At 56.0% G+C, this 21,926-nt stretch carries 22 protein-coding genes; 17 read left to right on the forward strand and 5 right to left on the reverse strand.

What is annotated here, in order from left to right; translation table 11 throughout:
- Positions 1 to 40: 40 nt before the first annotated feature.
- The 5 genes from FQ179_RS03410 (at position 41) to FQ179_RS03430 (ending at position 4,861) form a co-directional block, all read left to right on the forward strand.
- Positions 41 to 967, forward strand: a complete 927-nt coding sequence (locus FQ179_RS03410; protein ID WP_370459830.1) for a DMT family transporter — start codon at positions 41 to 43, stop codon at positions 965 to 967.
- A 460-nt stretch (positions 968 to 1,427) separates the two neighbouring features.
- A complete protein-coding gene (locus FQ179_RS03415; protein ID WP_255474818.1) occupies positions 1,428 to 1,790 on the forward strand; it encodes a CidA/LrgA family protein in 363 nt (120 codons plus the stop codon).
- A complete protein-coding gene (locus FQ179_RS03420) occupies positions 1,787 to 2,512 on the forward strand; it encodes an LrgB family protein (RefSeq protein ID WP_149395859.1) in 726 nt (241 codons plus the stop codon). The genes FQ179_RS03415 and FQ179_RS03420 overlap by 4 nt, the downstream gene beginning before the upstream one ends.
- A 94-nt stretch (positions 2,513 to 2,606) precedes the next feature.
- Positions 2,607 to 4,268 carry an acyl-CoA synthetase gene (locus tag FQ179_RS03425; protein WP_149395860.1) on the forward strand — a complete coding sequence of 554 codons (1,662 nt, stop codon included), beginning with the start codon at positions 2,607 to 2,609 and terminating at the stop codon, positions 4,266 to 4,268.
- Between the two features lie 110 nt (positions 4,269 to 4,378).
- Positions 4,379 to 4,861, forward strand: a complete 483-nt coding sequence (locus tag FQ179_RS03430; protein ID WP_137237307.1) for a YajQ family cyclic di-GMP-binding protein — start codon at positions 4,379 to 4,381, stop codon at positions 4,859 to 4,861.
- A 237-nt stretch (positions 4,862 to 5,098) separates the two neighbouring features.
- On the opposite strand, the gene FQ179_RS03435 is transcribed toward FQ179_RS03430, so the two are convergent.
- Positions 5,099 to 5,860: an ABC transporter permease gene (locus tag FQ179_RS03435; protein ID WP_149395861.1), complete on the reverse strand. Its 762-nt coding sequence runs from the start codon at positions 5,858 to 5,860 to the stop codon at positions 5,099 to 5,101.
- A complete protein-coding gene (locus FQ179_RS03440) occupies positions 5,857 to 6,786 on the reverse strand; it encodes an ABC transporter ATP-binding protein (RefSeq protein ID WP_149395862.1) in 930 nt (309 codons plus the stop codon). Before FQ179_RS03440 ends, FQ179_RS03435 begins: the two co-directional genes overlap by 4 nt.
- Positions 6,787 to 6,954: 168 nt before the next feature.
- Here FQ179_RS03440 and FQ179_RS03445 point away from each other — a divergent pair, with 168 nt between their 5' ends.
- From FQ179_RS03445 to FQ179_RS03470, 6 genes are all read left to right on the forward strand, one after another.
- Entirely contained in the window at positions 6,955 to 8,430 is a 1,476-nt protein-coding gene (locus FQ179_RS03445) for an NAD(P)H-hydrate dehydratase (protein WP_149395863.1), read from the forward strand.
- A gap of 80 nt (positions 8,431 to 8,510) precedes the next feature.
- Positions 8,511 to 9,362, forward strand: coding sequence for an HAD family hydrolase (locus FQ179_RS03450; RefSeq protein WP_149395864.1), 852 nt, complete (start codon positions 8,511 to 8,513; stop codon positions 9,360 to 9,362).
- A 34-nt stretch (positions 9,363 to 9,396) separates the two neighbouring features.
- Positions 9,397 to 9,915, forward strand: coding sequence for a tRNA adenosine(34) deaminase TadA (tadA, locus tag FQ179_RS03455; RefSeq protein ID WP_149396890.1), 519 nt, complete (start codon positions 9,397 to 9,399; stop codon positions 9,913 to 9,915).
- Between the two features lie 507 nt (positions 9,916 to 10,422).
- Positions 10,423 to 11,385, forward strand: a complete 963-nt coding sequence (locus tag FQ179_RS03460) for an LD-carboxypeptidase (RefSeq protein WP_149396891.1) — start codon at positions 10,423 to 10,425, stop codon at positions 11,383 to 11,385.
- A 106-nt stretch (positions 11,386 to 11,491) separates the two neighbouring features.
- Positions 11,492 to 13,093 (forward strand): ABC-F family ATPase, encoded by a 1,602-nt coding sequence (locus FQ179_RS03465; protein WP_149395865.1) that lies wholly within the window; start codon positions 11,492 to 11,494, stop codon positions 13,091 to 13,093.
- A gap of 8 nt (positions 13,094 to 13,101) precedes the next feature.
- Complete coding sequence (locus FQ179_RS03470) at positions 13,102 to 13,695, forward strand: YigZ family protein (RefSeq protein ID WP_149395866.1); 594 nt, start codon at positions 13,102 to 13,104, stop codon at positions 13,693 to 13,695.
- Between the two features lie 75 nt (positions 13,696 to 13,770).
- Here the strand turns inward: FQ179_RS03470 and trxA are convergent, their stop codons facing one another.
- The gene (gene trxA / locus FQ179_RS03475; RefSeq protein WP_149395867.1) at positions 13,771 to 14,154 is read right to left on the reverse strand and encodes a thioredoxin; all 384 of its coding nucleotides are present in this window, start codon (positions 14,152 to 14,154) and stop codon (positions 13,771 to 13,773) included.
- Positions 14,155 to 14,307: 153 nt separating this feature from the next.
- Entirely contained in the window at positions 14,308 to 15,600 is a 1,293-nt protein-coding gene (locus FQ179_RS03480; RefSeq protein ID WP_149395868.1) for an NCS2 family permease, read from the reverse strand.
- A 108-nt stretch (positions 15,601 to 15,708) separates the two neighbouring features.
- Here FQ179_RS03480 and tsaD point away from each other — a divergent pair, with 108 nt between their 5' ends.
- Positions 15,709 to 16,770, forward strand: a complete 1,062-nt coding sequence (gene tsaD, locus FQ179_RS03485; protein WP_149395869.1) for a tRNA (adenosine(37)-N6)-threonylcarbamoyltransferase complex transferase subunit TsaD — start codon at positions 15,709 to 15,711, stop codon at positions 16,768 to 16,770.
- Here the strand turns inward: tsaD and plsY are convergent.
- Entirely contained in the window at positions 16,767 to 17,429 is a 663-nt protein-coding gene (plsY, locus tag FQ179_RS03490) for a glycerol-3-phosphate 1-O-acyltransferase PlsY (protein ID WP_149395870.1), read from the reverse strand. The two genes, tsaD and plsY, sit on opposite strands and share 4 nt — an antisense overlap.
- A 110-nt stretch (positions 17,430 to 17,539) precedes the next feature.
- Between plsY and surE the strand changes: the two genes are divergently transcribed.
- From surE to FQ179_RS03515, 5 genes are all read left to right on the forward strand, one after another.
- Positions 17,540 to 18,298, forward strand: a complete 759-nt coding sequence (gene surE / locus FQ179_RS03495) for a 5'/3'-nucleotidase SurE (protein WP_149395871.1) — start codon at positions 17,540 to 17,542, stop codon at positions 18,296 to 18,298.
- Positions 18,283 to 19,188, forward strand: coding sequence for a protein-L-isoaspartate(D-aspartate) O-methyltransferase (locus FQ179_RS03500; RefSeq protein ID WP_188074489.1), 906 nt, complete (start codon positions 18,283 to 18,285; stop codon positions 19,186 to 19,188). The genes surE and FQ179_RS03500 overlap by 16 nt, the downstream gene beginning before the upstream one ends.
- 14 nt (positions 19,189 to 19,202) lie before the next feature.
- Positions 19,203 to 20,012, forward strand: coding sequence for a peptidoglycan DD-metalloendopeptidase family protein (locus tag FQ179_RS03505; protein WP_255474819.1), 810 nt, complete (start codon positions 19,203 to 19,205; stop codon positions 20,010 to 20,012).
- Positions 20,009 to 20,791 (forward strand): 3'-5' exonuclease, encoded by a 783-nt coding sequence (locus FQ179_RS03510; protein ID WP_149395872.1) that lies wholly within the window; start codon positions 20,009 to 20,011, stop codon positions 20,789 to 20,791. The genes FQ179_RS03505 and FQ179_RS03510 overlap by 4 nt, the downstream gene beginning before the upstream one ends.
- Before the next feature lie 233 nt (positions 20,792 to 21,024).
- Entirely contained in the window at positions 21,025 to 21,705 is a 681-nt protein-coding gene (locus FQ179_RS03515) for a hypothetical protein (protein WP_149395873.1), read from the forward strand.
- Positions 21,706 to 21,926 lie beyond the last annotated feature (221 nt).

Below are 21,926 nucleotides of genomic sequence, written 5' to 3' on the forward strand. Positions count from 1 at the left end.
CGCTTGTGAATGTGCAATGATTTCTTTGCCAGGAGAATATGTGAAGGATTACGCAATCAGGCGCGGCTCGCTCGAGATGACGGCTGCCATGCTGGTATCAGGAACCGTGGGGTGGTTTGTACTGATGTCAGGCCAGAGTGTGCGAGACGTTGTTTTTTGGCGCTGTGTGTTCGGTGCTGGCACGTTACTGGTTATTTGTTTTGCCATGGGGTTTCTCCGGCCGGGCAGTATCACGGCAAAGGGGTTGGCCTGGGCCGTGGTCAGTGGTGCGGCCATTGTCGCCAACTGGGTATTGCTGTTTGCCGCGTATTCAGGCGCTTCAATCGGTGTGGCTACTGCCGTGTACAACACCCAACCATTCATGCTGGTCGGTCTGGGCGCGTTGTTTTTGGGTGAGCGCATTACGTTCGACAAAATCGCCTGGCTGAGCCTGGCTTTTGCGGGCATGTTGGCCATTACCCAAGAGCAGGGTGCCCCTCAATATGGGCAAGGCAGCTATCTGGTCGGCATTGGTCTTTCGCTGGGCGCCGCGTTTTGTTATGCCGTGGCCGCTTTGCTGGTTAAACGTCTCACAGGCACGTCGCCGCACCTCATTGCGCTTATACAGGTTTGCACCGGTATTGTGCTGATTGCACCTTTTGCCAATGTTGCAGCATGGCCCAGCTTGCCGTCCACCGCCTGGATGTGCCTGGCTGCCATGGGTGTCATCCACACCGGCCTTGTTTATGTGTTGCTTTACAGTGCTATACAGCGTCTGCCTACAGCAGTAACGGGGGCCTTGTCGTTTATCTACCCCATTGTCGCTATTTTGGTCGATTGGTTCGCTTTTGATCATGTGCTGGGGTGGCTGCAATGGGTGGGAGTGGCCGCCATTCTGTTTGCAGCGGGTGCCATGCGTCAGGGCTGGCGGCCGCAGACGGGGCTCAGAGCGTTGCGGCGCCGCATGGCACAGAGCGGGCGCGCCTGAGGGGCGCACGCGAAGCCAAGCCCCACCACGTCACACCACACCACACTGCGCTGCGCCAGTTAAGCCAGCTAAGCCAAGCCCCACCACGTCACACCACACCACACTGCGCTGCGCCAGTTAAGCCAGCTAAGCCAAGCCCCACCACGTCACACCACACCACACTGCGCTGCGCCAGTTAAGCCAGCTAAGCCAAGCCACGCCACGCCCATTCCAGCCCAGCCATGCGAAGCCTTGTCACGGTAGGGGAAGCAAAGGCAGGGCACGCTACATCAAACCACGTCACACCGCGGCAGCGGCTCACCATGTGAATGCCAGCTACTGCCACTCTGTGTAGCAGGGACGTTCATTCCAGACGGGTAATATGTTGCATATTTACAATGTGGTCACGGCCTATTTGTAGTTGGTAAATTAAAGGGCCTGTGCTAGTGTTTCCCGCTTCCCGTCTTCTCGCGAGTACTTTGTGTTGTCAGTTTTATTCGGCGCCGCTTTGTTGGTAGCCATGCAATTTCTTGGTGACGCCGTCGTGCGCCTTATGGGGGTACCGCTTCCAGGTCCGTTGCTGGGCATGGTATTCATGCTGCCGGTGCTTATGCTGTTGCGTCGTGTGCCTGAGGGCCTGGGCACAATCTGTCGCTATTTGCTGGGCAATATGCCGCTTCTGTTCGTGCCGCTGATCGCGGGTGTTATGACCCAGTTTGGGGTGCTTGGCCTTGAATGGATTCCTTTTCTGCTGTCATGCATTGTGGGCACGGCGATCACCATTGTGGTGACGGCGCTGGTGTTTCGCTGGATGATGCAGCGCACGACCGGGAAAAAATCATGACCAATATTCTTGAGCAGGTCGTGTCCTGGTTTACGTTGCCGGCATTACTCTGGCTGGCACTGACGGTGGCGGCCTATCTGCTGGCCATCAGGTTATATGTGCGGGCGGGGCGCCATCCTTTTCTTACCCCCGTGCTGGTGGCGGTTGTCATGGTTATCGTCGCGCTATATGCCAGTGGTACCAGTTACGATACCTATGCCGTGTATACCTTGCCTTTGCGTTATCTGATTGGGCCCGCCACGGTGGCGCTGGCCATACCTTTATATAGCCAGATCGCCCGGCTCAAGCGTGTTGCATTGCCAGTGCTGGTGTCGCTGGCTGTTGGTTGCATAACTGGCATTGTCTCTGCGGTGGGCATTGCGTGGGTATTTGGTGCCAGTTGGTCAACGCTGGTTTCTCTGGCGCCCAAGTCGGTCACCATGCCTATTGCCATGGAAGCGGCAGCGCTCAATGGGGGCGTGTCGTCGCTGGTTACAGTGGCCGTAGCTATTACAGGTGTGGCAGGCGTAGTTATGGCGGGTGGCCTTTTTCGCTACCTTCGCATTACCGATGATGCTACCCAAGGGTTTGCACTGGGGCTGAGCGCGCACGCAATCGGTGTGGCCCGGGCCTACCAGGTTAGCGAAACGACCGCTGCCTTTGCTGCTCTGGGCATGGGGTTAAACGGCATCGCGACGGCAGTAGTGCTACCCTTTTTGATCTATCTACTGGCGCTTTTGTGAGCCGGAAGCTATGATTTTGCAAGAACTGAGCGCTTCCGCGTGGCGGTAAAGGGGCGCCCTCAAACTATTAATTACAAGGCTAAGGAGACGCAAGATGTCCAGTATTTACGATCAAGGTTTACCTAAAACTCCCGCCAATTACGCGCCCATTTCTCCGCTGTCATTTATCGAACGCAGTGCCAGTGTTTATCCAGACCAACTCGCTGTAATTCACGGCACGGGCCCCTCTGCGTTGCGCCGTACCTGGGCCGAGGTTTACGCGCGCTGCAGGCAGCTTGCCAGTGCACTCAGCAAAGACGGGATTGGCAAGGGCGATACGGTTGCCGTCATGATGCCCAACACCCCACCCATGGTTGAAGCGCATTTTGGTGTTCCCATGACGGGGGCGGTGCTCAATACATTGAACACACGGCTAGACCCTGAAATGATCGCCTATATGCTGGATCACGGCGAGGCCAAGGTCATTATCGTCGACACCGAATTTGCGTCGGTGGTTAGCAAGGCAATTGGTTTGCGTACGAATACGCAGCCCATCAAGGTTATTGATGCCTCAGACGTGCTGTACACCGGCGGCAACGACACAGCAGGTGAAATCGAATACGAAGATTACATCGCTGGCGGCGACCCTGATTATGCATGGGAACTACCCGGCGACGAATGGGATGCCATCGCGCTTAACTACACCAGCGGCACGACAGGCAAGCCCAAAGGGGTTGTGTACCACCATCGGGGCGCTGCAGCCGCGGCTATTTCAAATATTCTCGAATGGGACATGCCGCACCACGCTGTTTATCTTTGGACTTTGCCTATGTTCCACTGCAATGGGTGGTGCTTTCCGTGGGCAGTTGCTGCGCGTGCAGGGGTCAATGTGTGCCTGCGCCGGGTTGAGGTTCAAGCCATCTGTAACGCCATGCGTGAGCATGGTGTCACGCACTATTGCGGCGCACCTATAGTTCACAGCCTGCTGGTTAATGCCCCGCAGAGCATGAAAGAAGGCATTCCTTCAGGGGTCAAGGCCATGGTGGCCGGTGCAGCGCCACCCGCATCCATGATAGAAGGCATGGAACGCCTGGGTTTCGACCTTTTGCACGTTTACGGCCTGACCGAAACATATGGCCCGGCCACGGTGTGCCCCAAGCACGATAGCTGGAACGATCTCGACATTGGTGAACGCGCGCGGCTTAATTCGCGTCAGGGCGTGGCCTATCATCTTGAGCGTGGCATTGCCGTCATGGATGGCGAAACCATGCAGCCTGTGCCTGCAGATGGAGAAACCATGGGCGAGATCATGTTTCGGGGCAATATCGCCATGAAGGGGTATCTTAAAAACCCCGAGGCTACGCAAGAAGCGTTGCGAGGGGGGTGGTTTCATAGCGGTGATCTGGCTGTCATGTACCCGGACGGTTACGTCAAAATCAAAGACCGAAATAAAGACATTATTATTTCAGGTGGTGAAAATATTTCTTCTATCGAAATTGAAGACGTGCTTTATCGCCACCCCGCTGTACTGGCAGCTGCCGTAGTGGCACGGCCCGATGATAAGTGGGGTGAAACGCCATGCGCCTTTCTAGAACTTAAGGCTGATGCCGAGGTTACGTCTGACGAAATTATTGCGCATTGCAAGAAGCACATGGCCAATTTCAAGGTGCCCAAAACCGTGTTGTTTTGCGAGTTGCCCAAAACATCTACCGGAAAAATCCAGAAATTTGAGTTGCGCAAACGCGCCGAAGCGCTGAACGCGACGGTGGCCCAGTAGTTGTTGCCCTATTTACGGCATAATCGTTACTGTGCAAGAGCCATTAATTAATGGCTTCTTGCCAACAATTTTCATACGGGCGTGGCCCGTTGTCATACAGAGGTTGATGCATGCCATCTTTTGATGTGGTTTCAGAGGTAGATAAACACGAACTTAGCAACGCGGTTGATCAAGCCAATCGCGAGATCGAAACTCGTTTTGACTTTAAGGGTACGGGCGCCGTGTTCGAGCTGGAAGGGTATGTGGTCACCCAGTCTGCCCCCAGTGTTTTTCAGCTTAATCAAATGCTAGATATTTTGCGTGGCCGGTTAACAGCGCGCAGTATTGATATACGTTGCATGGAGATCGGTGATCCGCTCGAAAACGTTTCGGGTGCGCGGCGCAAGGTCACCGTACGTCAGGGCATTGAACAGGCGCAGTCCAAAAAGCTTATTGCTGCAATGAAAGCGGCCAAGCTCAAGGTTGAGTCACAGATCAATGGCGACAAGCTGCGCGTTACCGGAAAAAAACGCGATGACCTTCAGGCTGCCATGGCTTTGCTGCGTAAAACAGATGTCGACCTGCCGCTGCAGTTCAACAACTTTCGTGATTGAAGGGCAGATTCCTGGTCGAAATACAGACACGCGATGGAAGCGTGGGTGTCTGATTGAAAAGCTGGTACGTGATGGAAACGCGTATGCCTGTTCGAAAAACAGGTATGCGACTAAAGAGCAGCTGCCTGATCGACATGTATTTGTGTGGTTTGAATTAAACGTGGCAGCGCTTCGGCGCGCTGTCACGTAGTCTAGACCAGCCACCTTGCTTAAGATAGGCGCGTTTGTTGTGGCGCTTCAGGGTTTCAGGCGGTAGCCTGTCTTGAAGATTCTGGCCAGCAACAGCGCGCATAACAACAAGAAAAACAGCGTCATGCCCAGGCTAACGAATACGTTAACGTCGGCAATGCCGTAGAAGCTCCAGCGAAAGCCGCTTACCAGGTACACCACCGGGTTAAGCAGGGTAACTTTTTGCCAAAACGACGGCAGCATATCAATAGAATAAAAACTGCCACCCAGAAAGGTGAGCGGCGTAACAATGAGCAGCGGCACCAGTTGCAGCTTTTCAAAGCCATCGGCCCAGATGCCGATGATGAACCCAAAAAGGCTGAAGGTTACTGAGGTAAGCACCAGAAACGTTAGCATCCAGATCGGGTGGTCTATATGCAGCGGTACAAAAAATTCTGCCGTCAAAAGAATAATGATCGCCAGCACAATAGACTTGGTGGCTGCAGCACCTACATAGCTGACCACGATTTCCATGTGTGACACAGGCGCCGACAGAATCTCATAAATAGTGCCCGTAAACTTCGGAAAATAAATACCGAAGGAGGCGTTGGAAATACTTTGCGTGAGCAATGAAAGCATGACCAGGCCGGGTACGATGAAGGCACCATAGCTAATGCCTTCTATTTCGGTAATGCGGTTACCAATGGCTGCGCCAAACACCACGAAATACAGCGACGTTGAGAGCACCGGCGCAACCAGGCTTTGTAGCAGGGTGCGCCAGCTTCGGGCCATTTCGAACAGATAAATGGCACGCATAGCATGAACGTTCATTTTGCTTCCTGCAGTAATTGAACGAAGATTTCTTCCAGTGAGCTTTGCTTGGTGCGCAGGTCTTTGAAGTGGACATCCGCATGTCGCAATGCGTCAAACAGTTGGGTGATGGCGTTTTGACCTGCGTGTATATCGTAGGTGTAGACCAGTTCGCAGGGGTCGTTTGGCGACGTTTCTAGCTTGAATGCGGCCAGCGATGCCGGTATGGTCGGCAAAGGCTGCTGCAATTGCAACAGCAATTGTTTTTTGCCCAGCTTTTGCATCAGCTCAACCTTGTTCTCAACCAGTACGATCTCACCGTTGTTGATGACGCCGACGCGGTCAGCCATGTCTTCGGCTTCTTCGATATAGTGTGTTGTGAGAATAATGGTGACACCCGTGCTACGCAGCGTGCGCACCAGCGCCCACATGTCTTTGCGCAATGAAACGTCTACTCCGGCTGTGGGTTCGTCCAGAAAGAGTATTTGCGGCTCATGCGCCAGCGCCTTGGCGATAAGTACACGGCGCTTCATGCCGCCAGACAGCGTGATGAGCTTATTGTCTTTTTTATCCCAGAGCGACAGCGATCGCAGCACTTTTTCGATATGTGCGGGGTCGCGTGGCTTGCCAAACAGGCCGCGACTAAAGCTGACGGTAGCCCAAACGGTTTCAAACGCGTCGGTAGTAAGTTCTTGGGGAACCAGGCCGATTTTTGCGCGCGCTTCACGATAGTTTTTGACAATGTCGTGCCCATCGGCCAGCACGGTGCCACTGCTCGCGTTGATCAGGCCGCAGATGACGCTGATCAGCGTGGTTTTGCCCGCCCCGTTGGGCCCAAGTAATGCAAAGATTTCACCGCGGCGAATATCCAGGTTAATGTCTTTAAGTGCCTGGAAGCCGCCTGCGTAGGTTTTGTTCAGGCCTGCTATTGAGATGACTGGCTGCATAATGATTTTCCGATGACACTCGGGCACAATAGCATATTCGAAGCCTTAAGTTCAGCGTCGGCTCATCGCTCTAGGCGCCATGCTGTGCAGGGCTGATATTAGTCTTATTCTGCTGCGCAGAAATGCCGCAGAAGTTGTCCGCTACAAGGCGGGCGAGGGTGTTCTTTCATGGATAAAGCCGCTTACGCGCACGCTTTACTTACTCCCAGCCAAATGTATGCGGCCGACAAGGCCGCCATGAAGGCGGGCGTGTCGGGTCCGGCGCTTATGGAGGCAGCTGGCGCGGCTGTTGCCCAGGCCGTTATCGCGCGCTGGTCCCCCCGCCCGGTGTCAGTGCTGTGCGGCCCCGGCAATAACGGTGGCGACGGCTTTGTTGCCGCTCGTCATTTGCAGAATGCGGGTTGGCCTGTACGGCTCGGGCTGCTTGGCGCACCCGATGCGCTGTCGGGCGACGCCGCCCATCATGCCCGTTTGTGGGCTAGCGTGGTGGAGCCCATGTCTCCCGCTTTGCTCGAGGGGGCCGGTCTCGTCATTGATGCGTTGTTCGGCGCGGGTCTTTCGCGGCCGCTTGATGGCGTGGCGGCTGATACCGTTTCGGCGCTGGCAGGCAGCGGACTACCCGTGTGTGCGGTTGACGTGCCCAGCGGCCTCGACGGTGGCAGCGGCGCAGCACGGGGCTCTGTGGCTTCAGCGTGTTTAACTGTTACGTTTTTTCGCAAAAAGCCCGGTCATTTGCTTTTGCCGGGTCGGCAAAAGTGCGGCGACGTGGTGGTGGCTGATATTGGCATTCCTGACGCCGTGCTCAATACTATCGAGCCACTGGTTTTTGAAAACAACCCTGCGCTGTGGCTGCACGCGTTTCCTTGGCCGCGTGTCGATGCACACAAGTATCAGCGTGGGCATGCACTGGTTGTAGGGGGGCGTATTATGACCGGCGCTGCCCGCCTGGCGGCAACGGCCTGTGCACGCATGGGCGCCGGGCTGGTTACGGTCGCGGCACCGTTACTGTCTTGGCCTATCTATGCGTCGGCCCTTACCAGCATTATGGTGCACCCTATACGCGAATCAGGGTCGTTGGGCGACATCCTGGCTGATGCCCGTATCAATGTCGTCGTACTGGGACCGGGTGCGGGTATTTCTGAGCTCACGCGGCGTCAGGCGTTGCAGGTGCTGCAAGGAGAACGGGCGACGGTGCTCGACGCCGACGCGATTAGTGTGTTTGGCAATGACCCCCAGGTGTTTTTTGACGCTATTCAGGGGCCGTGTGTGCTAACGCCGCATGATGGCGAGTTCAGTCGCATCTTTCCGGGCGAGGGTAGCAGGCTGGAGCGCGCGCTCAATGCCGCGCGACTCAGCGGCGCGGTCGTCGTGTTAAAGGGCGCTGACACCGTTATTGCCGCACCAGACGGACGTGCTGTTATTAATAGCAATGCACCGCCTCAACTTGCCACGGGCGGCACCGGCGACGTTCTAGCCGGCATGACAGCTGGCCTGATTGCACAAGGCATGCCTCTCTTTGACGCAGCTGCGGCGGCTGTTTGGTTGCACGGCGAGGCGGCACGCCTGTATGGCATAGGTCTTATCTCAGAAGATCTGCCGGGCATGCTGCCCCGCGTACTGCGGCGGCTCAGGCATCACAGTTAGGTGCTCGCGGTAAACTTAACACTATCGATCCCGCTGGGCATCATCGCTCAAGCCCGGCGTATCACACAAGGTATGTGCCCATGTCCGATGTAATTGCCCTGGTTTTTGATTTTGACGATACGCTGGCGCCTGACAGCACGTCAGGGTTTCTGGCCGATATGGGTGTTGACGTTGAGCAATTCTGGGCCCAGGAAGTGGGGCCGTTACTGGCGCAACAAGATTGGGATCCGGTACCCGCCTACCTGTACAAAATGATAGAGCTGTCTCGGTCAGTCAGCCATGGCACAATTACACGTGAGCGGCTCCAACAATGGGGCAGCCGTTTGCCACTGCATTCGGGCGTTGAAACCCTGTTCAGCCGTCTTCGCACTACCGTTCAGGCGCAGCACCCGCAAATACAGATTGAGTTTTACCTGATTACCAGTGGCATCGGCGATGTCGTGCGCAGCACATCTATTGCGAGCGAGTTCACAGATATCTGGGCTTCTGAATTTATATATGACTCGCAAACGTCAGGTATTGAATTTCCGCGGCGTATTGTCAGTTTTACCGACAAAACACGTTATCTGTTTCATATTCAAAAAGGCATTATCGGGCCAGCCTCACGCAACAAGCCGTTTGAGGTCAATCGTAAAATCCCCGAAGACAGGCTGCGTGTGCCTTTCGAACAAATGATATTTGTGGGTGATGGTTACACAGACATTCCGTGCTTTTCTCTTATACGCCGATCAGGTGGGGTAGCGTTCGGCGTATGGGACCCAAAACATCGAGACAAGCGCAGCCGGGCTTGGGGCTTCATCCAGGAGGGCAGGGTCTCTAACCTGAATCAGGCGCGCTACGATGATGAAGCCGAGCTATATCAATGGCTGGAAGAGGCGGTCGATAGCATCGCCAGCCGCATGGCGATCAGCAACCGGATCTACCGTGGCTGAGCCGGAAATCTCCACGCTGACACTGCCGGCGGCAATGCTTACAGTGCCTTCTGATGCGGTGTTCAGCCAGTTTGATGAAGAGGCTATGCGCATGGCGCTGGCGCAAGCCAGGCTGGCGCGTGACGCAGGTGAGGTACCCGTGGGGGCCGTGGTACTCGATGGTTCAGGCAATGTACTTGGTCATGGGTTTAACCGCACTATCTCAGGCCATGACCCCACAGCACACGCCGAAATCGTGGCATTACGGCACGCTGCTATAGCCATGCAAAACTATCGGCTGCCTGATGCCTCGCTTTACGTCACGCTTGAACCCTGTGTCATGTGCATGGGCGCGATGCTGCACGCTCGCTTGCGCCGCATTGTGTATGGCGCCACTGACCCTAAAACGGGTGCCTGCGGCAGCGTGCTCACGCTGCAGTCTCAGCCCCAGTTAAATCATCAGACACAGGTTGTAGGTGGTTTGCTGGCTGCAGAATGCGGTGATCTGCTGCGACAGTTTTTTCGCGAACGTCGCCAGGCCAAGCGCAAAGCACCAATTACTGACGCCTTGTAAGCTAGAGGTGGTTGTTTCCCCCGCTTGCACAAGCCCGTAACTGTGTGCGTCGACTGAAACTGGCACACCAGGACGTGCACGCAGTGCATATTACGCAATCACTGCGCGCGATGTTTTGTACGTGTGTTGCCCGGGTGTATTACCATTATGTCTGTCAACATTCAGCAGGAACTCGCTCTCATGGCCAAGGCTCGCACCCACGCTCACCCCGACACGGCAACCGACGTCGTCGAGAATCAAAACAGCGCGGGCAAACCCGCCAAACGTGCCAAGCGCACAGCCGCCGGGGTCAAGAAGGGGGTAAAAGCGGGCCAGGCACATGATGCTGATCAGAGTCCTAGCCAGAGCCAGAGCCAAGTTAAGAGCAAAAACCAGGGCGAGAGCAAAGGCCAGGCTAAGAGCACAAGCCAGACCAAGAACAAAACCGAGCCTAAGAGCAAAAACCAGGTCAAGAGCGCAAGCCAGCAGGCCAAGAGCAAAAGCCAAGCCAAGAGCGCCAGCGAGGCCATTGTTCACGCGCATTCTGGCAACGACGACCACGACCACGACCACGAGCATAATCATGCGCACAGCCATCCGGCGCCCGGCGGCATTTATCTGTTTTCACCTTCGGGGGCTGTAACGGATGCGACCGCGCTTGAGAAAGCACGTACCCGGTTGAGCTCGCTGGGGTTTCGTACGGCTGTTGACCGCACGGTGCTGGCTGTGCATGAGCGATTTGCCGGTACCGATAAACAGCGTCTGGCGGCCATTGCCCGTTCCTTGAAACAAAAGCATCCTGTGGTCATGGCAACGCGGGGTGGTTATGGTTTGTCCAGGCTGTTGCCCTTTATTGACTGGCAGGCTGTCGCAGACAGTGGCAAAACCTTCATTGGGCAAAGTGATTTCACGGCATTTAATCTGGCCTTGCTGGCCAAAACTGGGGCTTGCAGCTATGCCGGGCCCACAGCAATTTATGATTTCGGCGCTCCACGTATGGACGACCTTACGGCCGCGCTGTTTGTGGAAGCCATGCACGGTGAGCTCGAGGTACTGGGCTTTGAAACCGAAGACGCTGATCCGGTCGATGCACGCGGCGTGCTGTGGGGCGGCAATCTGGCCATGGTGGCATCGCTGGTAGGCACGCCTTATATGCCCAAGATACGGGGTGGCATCCTGTTTCTCGAAGATATAAGCGAACATCCGTTCCGTGTCGAGCGCATGCTCACGCAGTTGTGGCATGCGGGCATACTGGGCCAGCAGAAGGCCATTCTGTTGGGTCGCTTCACCGAATATCGCCTGGGCGCCATCGATAATGGCTATGATTTGCCTGCCGTCGTTGCCTGGTTGCGCGAGCATGTCAAAGTGCCGGTGATTACAGGGTTGCCCTATGGGCATGCCAAAGTAAAGGCAACATTGCCCATAGGCCGCAAGGTTGGCATCGCCACCGAGCCTGGCCTGGCGCACTTGGTGCTCGAAGAGCGCCATTAAGTGGGCTCGCCGGGCCTCTTGGCCTGGCGGCAAGCATGCATGCGTGGGGCTTGTTAAACTAGTGGGTTGTTCTGTGTTCTGAATTACTTACTGCGAACCCCACCCCGTGATCTCAACTGCCAATCTAACTATCCAGTTCGGCTCCAAGCCGCTTTTTGAAAACGTCAGCGTCAAGTTTGGTGAAGGAAACCGATACGGCCTCATTGGGGCCAATGGTTCCGGCAAATCTACCTTCATGAAGATTATTGGCGATGATCTGGAGCCCAGTGCGGGTAACGTGTCGCTTGAGCCAGGCGTGCGCCTGGGCAAGCTGCGGCAAGACCAGTTTGCCTATGAGGATGTGCGCGTTCTCGACGTAGTCATGATGGGCCACGAAGAGATGTGGCAGGTTATGGCTGAGCGTGATGCAATTTACGACAACCCCGAGGCCACTGAAGACGACTACATGCGCGCGGCCGAGCTTGAGGCCAAGTTTGCGGAGTACGACGGGTATACTGCCGAGTCACGCGCAGGCGAACTGCTGCTGGGCCTCGAACTAACAGTAGATCAGCACGAGCTGCCCATGCGTGAAGTCGCTCCGGGCTGGAAGTTGCGGGTGCTGCTGGCCCAGGCTCTGTTTTCCAACCCTGATGTCTTGCTGCTCGACGAACCGACCAACAACCTCGACATCAACACCATACGCTGGCTCGAAGACGTGCTGAACAGCTATCAGAGCACCATGATCATCATTAGCCATGACCGTCACTTCCTGAATCAGGTGTGTACGCATATGGCCGATCTTGACTACCGTGAATTGCGCATTTACCCGGGCAACTATGATGACTACATGCTTGCGTCAACCCAGGCGCGTGAACGCCTGACAAACGCCAACGCCAAGGCTAAAGAACGCGTGGCCGAGTTGCAAGACTTTGTCCGTCGCTTTTCAGCCAACAAATCCAAGGCGCGCCAGGCAACTTCACGGTTAAAGCAGATAGACCGCATTAAGTCAGAATCCGTCCAGGTTAAGCCGTCGTCGCGCCAGAATCCATATATTCGGTTCGAGCAGAACAAAGTCCTGCACCGCCTCGCCGTCACCATCGATGGCATCAGCAAGGCCTTTGATCAGCCCGTTATCCGCAATTACTCAGCCATGGTCGAGGCAGGCCAGAAAGTGGCCATTATTGGCGCCAACGGCGTCGGTAAAACAACACTGCTCAGGATGCTGGCCAATGATCTGAAACCTGATTCAGGTGCGGTAAAGTGGTCAGATACCGCTGACATAGGCTATATGGCGCAAGACGTATCCCATCAGTTCGATTCCACCAAAAACCTGTTTGACTGGCTGGGTGATTACCGGCAGCCGGGTGATGACGACCAGTCGTTGCGTTCAGTTATGGGGCGTTTGCTGTTTTCGGGTGACGACATCAGCAAAGAGGTAAATGTGCTTTCTGGTGGCGAAAAAAACCGCATGAGTTTTGGGCGGCTAATGCTGGGTCGTCATAACGTCATGCTGCTCGATGAACCTACCAACCATCTGGATATGGAATCCATCGAGTCGTTGCAGTTTGCGCTGGAACTGTTCGAAGGCACGCTGTTTTTCGTGTCGCATGACCGCGAGTTCGTATCAGGCCTGGCTACCCGTATCATCGAAATTATGCCTGACGGCCAGATCATTGATTACACAGGCAGCTACGACGATTACCTCGCTTCGCGCGGAATCGCCGCCTGATGTAACGAGTGCCTGTTTCGTATACCCTGAGCGCACCGGCGTCTTACGAAGAAGACATTAAAAAGAGCCGGTTTCTGGCGTTGGCAGACGCTGTGCAAACGCCCGAAGAGGCGATGGCGTTTTTTGCCGCAAACAGCGTTGCCGATGCCACGCATAATTGCTGGGCGTACCGCATTGGCGCTGAGTACCGTTTTAATGATGATGGTGAGCCCGGCGGCACAGCCGGGCGCCCGATTCTGCAGGCCATAGAAGGTCAGCAGTGCGACCGCGTTGCCGTATTGGTCATACGCTGGTTTGGTGGTGTAAAGCTGGGGACGGGCGGCTTGATGCGCGCCTATGGCGGTGCGGCGGCGCAATGTCTGCGTCTGGCTGCCAAAACCGAGCTTGTCGACGAAGTGCAGGTAAGCTGCGCCTGCGATTTTGCCGACATCGCCATTTTTCGGGCGCGCCTGCCTGGCTTTGATGTACGGGTGCTTGATGAGCAGTTTACCGATACGGGTGTGCGCTGGGTGCTTGCCGTGCCCCGCACCGAGGCTGCAGCGCTGCAGGCCCTGCATACCAACCTGACGCGCGGCAAAGGCATGTGGGAGCCGAAAGAGTAACAAGGCGGGCCATTTACGCTCTGTGACGCGAACCTGCCGGGCGTAGTGTCGCCAGCAGGTCACACGCGGCCCGAATCAGGCCTGTTCTTCGCCAGCACCGTTTTGCTGGGCGGCAATCTCGGCGTGCACTTGCTCCATGTCGAGGTCGCGTATTTGCGCAATCAGCTCATCGAGCTGCGAGGCCGACAGAGCGCCGGGTTGCGAAAACAGCAAAACCTGCTCACGAAACACCATGAGTGTCGGAATTGAGCGGATGGACAGCGTGGTGGCCAGCTCCTGCTCGACTTCTGTATTGACCTTGGCGAATGTGATGTCGTCGTTTTTCTCGGCGGCAGCCTCAAAAGTTGGCGCAAAGTTATTGCAAGGCCCGCACCACGGTGCCCAGAAGTCCACGATGAGTGGCTTGGTGTCCTGGATGGCTGTCTGAAATGTGTCTTTGTCCAGTTCGATGGTGCTCATAGATACCCCTAAAAATAAAAAAGCGGCCTCTAGAAAGCCGCTTGTTCTGGATAGTTTGAGCTTCCAGTGTAACGCCTTTGCGAGGCCGTTGCAGAGGCCGCAGGCTGACCTCTGCTTGAAAGAGGCCTGTTTCGGCAGCCATTTCGTTGATTTTTATTCGGCGAAAAATCCATATTTGATGACGAACAGAATGGCGACGAGCAGGGTTGCCATGTGGATGTCGCGGAAGCGGCCCGTCACGGCCTTGAGCACGACATAGCTTATAAAGCCAAAGGCCAGACCATTGGCAATGGAATACGTAAAAGGCATGGCCATGGCGGTGAGGGCAGCTGGCGTTGCTTCGGTGACGTCTTTCCAGTCAACATTGACGATCTCGCGAAGCATGAGGCCGGCCACGTAGAGCAGGGCTGGTGCGGTGGCGTAGGCAGGTACGGCACCTGCCAGCGGTGCCAGGAACAGCGACAGCAAGAACAATACGCCTATGGTCAGGGCAGTAAGGCCGGTGCGCCCGCCAGCCTGCACGCCAGAAGCGCTTTCGGCGTAAGCGGTGGTGCTACTGGTTCCCAGGAATGAACCCGCGACAATCGCTGTACTGTCAGCCAGCAAGGCCCGGCCAAGGCGGTTGGGCTTGCCTTCTTCGATGAGGCCGGCGCGGGTGGCCACGCCGATCATGGTGCCGGTGGCATCAAACACTTCGACCAAAACGAGCACCAAAATGACGTGGACAAACCCGGTGTGTAACGCGCCCATGATGTCGAGTTGCATAAAGGTGGGTGCCAGACTGGGTGGTGTGGAAAACACACCATAAAACTGGCTGTTGCCCGTAGCCATGGACAGCACCGTGACAACCAGAATGCCGATAAGAATGGCTCCACGCACCTTGAGTGCGTCGAGCCCGGCAATTATAAAAAACCCAAGTATGGCGAACAGTGGGGGGGCAGAGGTCAGGTCGCCGAGGCCAACTTTGGTGGCTTCGTTGGCCACCACAATGCCTGAGCTGCTGAATGCAATGAGCGCGAGAAACAGCCCAATACCTGCGGCAATGGCCGAGCGTAAAGAATGGGGTATGCCTGCGACCAGCCACGTTCGGACGCCCGAGACGGTGAGCAATACAAAGATAACGCCAGAGATGAATACAGCCCCCAACGCCTGCTGCCAGGTGTATCCCAGGGTTCCTACCACGGTAAACGCAAAAAACGCGTTAAGCCCCATGCCTGGTGCCATGCCGATAGGCCAGTTAGCCACGAACGCCATAATAAACGTGCCAAGTGCGGCGGCCAGGCAGGTGGCGACAAACACCGCGCTTTTATCCATGCCCGTCGTCGACAGAATCTCGGGGTTGACGAAGATAATGTACGACATGGTAAGAAACGTAGTAATCCCGGCAAGGATCTCTGTGCGAGCGGTGGTATTGTGCTCACGCAACTGGAAAAAACGTTCTAGCATAATGATTCCCGTGGCAGATAGCTGGTCGTTATTGCAGGTTGGTCGTTATTGCAGTATTGATAGCTAGAATTCTACGGCGGTTTGTCTGCGGGTTGTACACTAGCAATCATGATAATTATAGGTTTTGAAAGTTCATGCGATGAAACCGGCGTTGCTCTGGTCGATACCCAGCGCGGCTTGCTGGCACACGCCCTGCACAGTCAGATTGCCATGCATCGCGAATACGGGGGGGTCGTACCTGAATTGGCGTCGCGCGATCACATCCGGCGCGTCTTGCCGCTGACGCGAGAAGTATTGCAGAAAGCAGGCGTGTCCATGGACGACATCGGCGCGGTCGCCTATACCGCTGGGCCCGGCCTTGCAGGAGCCCTGCTAGTGGGCGCAAGCGTGGCCCAATCTTTTGCGTGGGCGCGGGGTTTGCCTGCCATACCCATTCATCATCTTGAAGGCCATCTGCTTTCGCCGCTGCTGGCCCAGCCTCGTCCTGACTTTCCTTTTGTCGCGCTACTGGTCTCAGGTGGGCACACGCAGCTCATGAGGGTGGATGGCGTAGGGGCGTATTCTCTGCTCGGCGAAACCCTTGACGACGCAGCGGGCGAGGCTTTCGACAAATCGGCCAAGCTGATGGGGCTGGGTTACCCGGGTGGCCCGGCGCTTTCTGCGCTGGCGCGCAAGGGCGACCCGCAACGTTTTGCGTTGCCCCGACCGATGCTGCATAGCCGCGATCTTGATTTCAGTTTCAGTGGGCTTAAAACAGCGGTGCTTACGCGTATCAAGGCTGCCGACAAAGACGGCGGGCTTAGTGAGCAAGATCGAACCGACCTGGCTGCAGCTACTGAGGCGGCAATTGTGGACGTGCTGGCGGCAAAATCCATTAAAGCCATGAAACAGACAGGCCTGAAGCGGCTTGTGGTGGCGGGTGGGGTAGGTGCCAATCGGTTGCTGCGCGAGCGTTTGGTAACCACCATGAAAGGCCTGGGCGGCGAGGTGTTTTTCCCGCCGTTAGAGTTTTGCACTGATAACGGCGCCATGATTGCCTTTGCCGGCGCTTGCCGCGTCAACGCCGGCCTGGCTGATCTGTCTGCAGGGCACCATGCGTTTACGGTAAAACCTCGTTGGGATCTGCGCGATGTTTGTCTTCCCGCAGACAACGCGGTTGTTCAGGCCTAGCGACGTCGCTGACCCGGTTTTTTCTTGTCGCTGCCAATACGGGTTTCTTTGCCTGTCATGAGGCGGCTGATATTGGCCTGGTGGCGGTAAAGCAGCACCACACTGATAACAACAATGGCGATAGCTACGGAGCCATCCATGCGCCAGGCGACATTGCCACCCAGAAGATAATAAAACGGCGCAAAAATGGCCGCTACGATGGACGCCAGTGAAGAATACCTCGACACCCAGGCAATAATTAGCCATGTGCCCACGGTTGCCAGTGCCAGCCATGGGTTGAGCCCCAGCAGAACGCCCAGGGCAGTGGCAACACCTTTGCCGCCTTTAAACCCAATAAACAAGGGGTAAACATGCCCCAAAAATGCGGCCACGGCACAAGCCGCGACCACGCTGAAAGACAGCCCGAAACGCTGGGTGATCCATACAGACAGCACCACGGCTGCCCACCCTTTGGCGGCATCACCAAGCAGCGTTAACGCCGCCGCGGTTTTGTTGCCTGTGCGCAAGACGTTGGTGGCCCCGGGGTTTTTGGAGCCGAAGCTGCGCGGATCGGCCAGGCCCATGGCCCGACTGACGACGACAGCAAACGGTATCGACCCTATGAGATACGATGCGACTATAAGAAGAACGGCGATGAGGGTGGCTGAAATCATAGACATAGAAAGGCTGGCTCCGTTGGCTGCTGCACGCGATTCTACCTAGTGTCGCCCAAATTACCAAAACGACCGGGTACAATTCGCTACGTTCGGTTGAGTTTATGTGGAAAGCAATGCGCATACTAGTATCCAATGATGATGGTTATAACGCTCCCGGGCTCGAAGCGCTGGTCAAAGCGCTTGATGGCCTGGGCGACCTCACTGTAGTGGCGCCTGAAACCAACTGCAGCGGTTCATCCAACTCGCTGACGCTCAACCGCCCTTTGTCGGTGCGGCAGGCCAAAAATGGCTTTTATTTTGTCAACGGTACGCCCTCCGATTGCGTTCACATCGCGCTTACGGGTTTGCTCGATTTCCGGCCTGATCTGGTGGTTTCGGGCATCAATAACGGCGCCAACATGGGTGAAGACACGCTGTACTCCGGCACCGTCGCGGCAGCCACCGAGGGCTATCTGTTTGGCATTCCCGCCATCGCCTTCTCAATTGTGCGCAAAGGCTGGGATCACCTCGATACGGCGGCGCGCATAGCCCGTCAGGTGGTTGAGCAACAAACCCGCTCGCCGCTGGCAGGCCAAATTCTTCTCAACGTTAATATTCCGGCTGTGCCCTACGAGGCCATTCAGGAAATCCGGGTTACCCGTCTGGGCAAGCGTCATCCTTCGGAGCCCGTTGTTAAAAGCAGTACACCCTATGGCGAGCCGGTGTACTGGATAGGGCCGGTCGGGCGTGTCTCTGACTCGGCCGATGACACCGACTTCGGTGCCATTGAGCAAAACGCGGTGTCGATCACGCCATTACGGTTTGATTTAACACACTACACCCAACTCGATCAGGTACGTACCTGGGCAGATCCTCTATGCGTAAACCGGTAGCGCCTTTTACCTTCGAGCGCGGTACCACCAACCGTTTCGGGCGGTCCAGTCTGGGCGGCGGCGTATCGGCAGCCAACAGCAACACACGGATTGTCACGGCTGCAGGCGCTGGCGTAACGGCCGGGCAGGCACCTACACGCGCCTTTCCGGGTCGTAGCGGGGCTGCACCCCTAAACACAGGTACGCCGGGCAAAGGTCAGTCTTTGCTGGCAAGCGCGGGGGCGCGAGCTCCGCAAGTCAATCTGGGTTTGAACTCCGAACGATCACGCGCCATCATGGTTCAACGCTTGCGCAATCAAGGCATCCAGGACGAGCGTGTGCTTAATGCCATGATGCAGGTGCCGCGGCATATTTTTGTCGATGAAGGCCTGGCCAGTCGTGCTTATGAAGACGCTGCATTACCCATTGGCCACAGCCAGACTATATCGCAGCCCTGGGTCGTGGCACGCATGATTTCGGCCATGTGTGAAAACCGCGAACCCACGCGCATTCTTGAGGTTGGCGCTGGGTGTGGTTACCAGACCGCCGTGCTGGCACATTTAGTCAAAGAAGTTCATGCAATCGAGCGCATTCGTGGCCTTTTCGAATCAGCCCGCGAAACGCTGCGATCGCTCAAGCTCATGTCACGCGTTCGTCTGGTTTTTGGAGACGGCATGGCAGGGTTACCCGGTTTAGCGCCTTTCGACGGTATCGTCGTTGCCGCTGCCGGTATTAAAATTCCCCAGGCGCTGCTAGAACAGCTCGCCGTTGGGGGCCGTCTAATCGCGCCTGAAGGAACGACTGCGCAACGGCTGATTCTCATTGAGCGCACCGGTGCCGCATCATGGCGCCGCGAAGAGCTCGAGTCAGTGCGTTTCGTTCCATTGCGTTCAGGTACACAGCCGTATTAAAAATGGAGACCTCTATGCATACAGAGATACAACAGTCAGGTCAAAACGCTTTTTTCCGCAATGCCAGGCCCGAAAGCGGCCGGCTTGCTTTAGTTGCCGTGGCTGTCGCCGCGGCGCTACTTGCTGGCTGTGCGGCTGAAACACAGGCGCCCATTACAGACATGACAGGTGGCAAGGCGACCACATCATCCGCCACCGGTACCTATGTTGTAAAACCGGGTGACACGCTATACCAGATCGCTCAGGCGCACAGCATGACTTACGCTGATCTGGCACGCATCAACAATATTACCGACCCCAGCCAGCTCAAGCCTGGGCAGGTACTGCGCGTTACAGGTAAAGCGGCACCCGCAGCGTCGACATCCGCCGGCCCTGCACAAACCATACCGGTAACCCCTGTGCAACCCGTAACGCCCGCAGCACCCGTTGACGTACCTCGCGCCAGCGACGCTGCTACTGTCAACTGGGGGTGGCCGGCATCGACATCCGGCAAAATCATCCAAGATTTCAATGCCAACACCAAGGGCATTGATATTTCGGGTGCCATAGGTGATCCTGTTTATGCGGCGGCCGATGGCGATGTGATGTACGCCGGAAACGGGGTACGCGGGCTGGGTAATCTAATACTGCTGGGGCATGGCAACAGCTTTGTTACAGCCTACGCTCATAATCATGAGCTTAAGGTCAAGACTGGGCAAAAGGTCAAGAAGGGCGATCAAATTGCTACGCTGGGGCAAACTGACACCAGTTCGCCACGCTTGCATTTCGAGATCCGTCGTGGCGGTACGCCGGTTAATCCAATGTCGTATCTGCCCAAGCGATGATCCCCACCCTGGTCTTTGACCTCGAAACTATTCCAGATGCCGAGGGCTTGCGCAGGCTAAACCCCAGCTGGGACCAGGGTATGTCAGACACCGACGTCATCGAAATGGCCTTGGCTGCCAGGCGCGAGTCTCACGGAAACGATTTCCTGCCTTTGCACCTGCATAAAGTGGCGGTGGTGGGCTGTGTATTTCGTGATGACAGGGGTTTTCGCGTTAAAACGCTGGGTAATGCCAGCGACCCCGAGCCGGTGTTGCTGTCAGCTTTTTTCAAAACCATCGAGCACTATACGCCGCGTCTGGTCAGCTGGAACGGCTCTGGTTTTGACCTGCCCGTGCTGCATTACCGCACGCTCATCCACGGCGTGCCCGCGCCTCGTTATTGGGATATGGGCGACGATGATCGCGACTTCAAGTTTAATAACTACATTAGTCGCTATCATCACCGCCACATCGATCTGATGGATTTGCTTGCCAAATACAATGGCCGGGCCAATGCCCCGCTTGACGAACTCGCCAAGCTTTGCGGGTTTCCAGGCAAGCTGGGCATGGACGGCAGTCAGGTATGGAGGGCGTGGTCCGAAGGTAAGGCTGATGAAGTGCGCGCATATTGTGAAACGGATGTGGTCAATACCTGGCTCGTGTATTGCCGCTTTCGTTTTTTGCGGGGTGAACTCGATCAGACTGCCTATGACGCAGAAGTGCGTCTGGTACAAGACACGCTGAACGCCAGCGATGCCCCGCACTGGAAAGAATACATGGCGGCATGGGCGGCAACTTGAGCGCTGAGTTTTAGTCGGCTCTATGCCGGCCCGCCCAAGGTTAGACGGAGCCAGGCGAGACAGGCCAGGGCTAGGGCAAGGCAGTGTGCATGCGCGCAATGCATACAAAAAAATGAAAACAACAGAATGACGGCTGTAATCGACTGAAAGGATTACGGCAAACTCTGAAACAGAGTCGAAACCGTTTGGCTTGCACAATTGAGTCTCCTCCTCAAAGCAACAAAGGAAGTCTTATGAAAGCCACCAACCTAACCATCTCCCTGAAACTCGCAGCAGTATCAGCAGCCATGGCGCTGGGCGGCGTTGCTTATGCCGCTTCAGGCACGGGCACAGCGCCGGTCGATGCAAGCAGCAACCAAAGCGTGGCAACGCAGTCAGCGCCCGCGGCGGCTCAGCAGAAAGACCATTCTTGGGGCCGCAAGGGTGAGGCGCATCGTCATGGCCATCATCGCCGTGGTGTCAAACACGATGTCGCTATGTGGGTGCCAGGCTATGGCCCACTGAATAAAACAGTCGTTGACTCGCTTGACCTGACTGCCGACCAGACCAAGCTGCTTAACGAAGTAAAAACAGAGCAGAAGCAGAGCCGGAAAACTCGCCACGACGCCATGAAAACCCAGCGCCAGACCCAGATAGAGCAGCTTAAGGCAGGCAAGATGGATCCGAAGGCTGCCATGCAGGCCTCAGAAAAGGCTGGAGAGCAGGCTATTGCTGCACGTCAAGACGCCAGCCAGAAGTGGTTAAAGGTCTGGGATGCGCTTGATACTACCCAGCGGCAAAAAGTCGCAGCTCATTTTAGCGAACGTGCCGAGAAGTTTGCACAGCGCTCAGAGCGTCACAAAGAAAAAAGGGCCGAGCATATAAAAAACAAAGACGGCGCAACGCAATCTAGCCCCGCATCAGCTCAGAGCTAAGTGCTTTTGACTGTTTAGCCAGTAACCGGTTGAACGCTAATCTTTTCTGACATCCTGGTGTGGCTTGCTCCGTAGCAGATCAGACCAAAACCCGGCTCGCGTGTTACAGCGAGCCGGGTTTTGATTTAGCAGGCAACAGTTATATTACGCTGGCAAGTACGTCAAATAACGTTCCTGACTCGACTTGCCTGGCATACGGTGTCAAAATTCGTCCCTTGATT

This window comes from Pusillimonas sp. ANT_WB101 (assembly GCF_008369125.1).
Taxonomy (GTDB): Bacteria; Pseudomonadota; Gammaproteobacteria; order Burkholderiales; family Burkholderiaceae_B; genus Allopusillimonas.

Excerpts from the sequence above, each read along its gene's own strand:
- FQ179_RS03450 (WP_149395864.1), top strand. The coding sequence starts at position 8,511 with ATGTCCGATGTAATTGCCCTGGTTTTTGATTTTGACGATACGCTGGCG.
- FQ179_RS03430 (WP_137237307.1), top strand. The coding sequence starts at position 4,379 with ATGCCATCTTTTGATGTGGTTTCAGAGGTAGATAAACACGAACTTAGC.
- FQ179_RS03435 (WP_149395861.1), bottom strand. The coding sequence starts at position 5,860 with ATGAACGTTCATGCTATGCGTGCCATTTATCTGTTCGAAATGGCCCGA.
- FQ179_RS03445 (WP_149395863.1), top strand. The coding sequence starts at position 6,955 with ATGGATAAAGCCGCTTACGCGCACGCTTTACTTACTCCCAGCCAAATG.
- tadA (WP_149396890.1), top strand. The coding sequence starts at position 9,397 with ATGCTTACAGTGCCTTCTGATGCGGTGTTCAGCCAGTTTGATGAAGAG.
- trxA (WP_149395867.1), bottom strand. The coding sequence starts at position 14,154 with ATGAGCACCATCGAACTGGACAAAGACACATTTCAGACAGCCATCCAG.
- surE (WP_149395871.1), top strand. The coding sequence starts at position 17,540 with ATGCGCATACTAGTATCCAATGATGATGGTTATAACGCTCCCGGGCTC.
- FQ179_RS03440 (WP_149395862.1), bottom strand. The coding sequence starts at position 6,786 with ATGCAGCCAGTCATCTCAATAGCAGGCCTGAACAAAACCTACGCAGGC.
- FQ179_RS03505 (WP_255474819.1), top strand. The coding sequence starts at position 19,203 with ATGCATACAGAGATACAACAGTCAGGTCAAAACGCTTTTTTCCGCAAT.
- FQ179_RS03480 (WP_149395868.1), bottom strand. The coding sequence starts at position 15,600 with ATGCTAGAACGTTTTTTCCAGTTGCGTGAGCACAATACCACCGCTCGC.
- FQ179_RS03420 (WP_149395859.1), top strand. The coding sequence starts at position 1,787 with ATGACCAATATTCTTGAGCAGGTCGTGTCCTGGTTTACGTTGCCGGCA.
- FQ179_RS03500 (WP_188074489.1), top strand. The coding sequence starts at position 18,283 with ATGCGTAAACCGGTAGCGCCTTTTACCTTCGAGCGCGGTACCACCAAC.
- FQ179_RS03515 (WP_149395873.1), top strand. The coding sequence starts at position 21,025 with ATGAAAGCCACCAACCTAACCATCTCCCTGAAACTCGCAGCAGTATCA.
- tsaD (WP_149395869.1), top strand. The coding sequence starts at position 15,709 with ATGATAATTATAGGTTTTGAAAGTTCATGCGATGAAACCGGCGTTGCT.
- plsY (WP_149395870.1), bottom strand. The coding sequence starts at position 17,429 with ATGTCTATGATTTCAGCCACCCTCATCGCCGTTCTTCTTATAGTCGCA.
- FQ179_RS03425 (WP_149395860.1), top strand. The coding sequence starts at position 2,607 with ATGTCCAGTATTTACGATCAAGGTTTACCTAAAACTCCCGCCAATTAC.
- FQ179_RS03510 (WP_149395872.1), top strand. The coding sequence starts at position 20,009 with ATGATCCCCACCCTGGTCTTTGACCTCGAAACTATTCCAGATGCCGAG.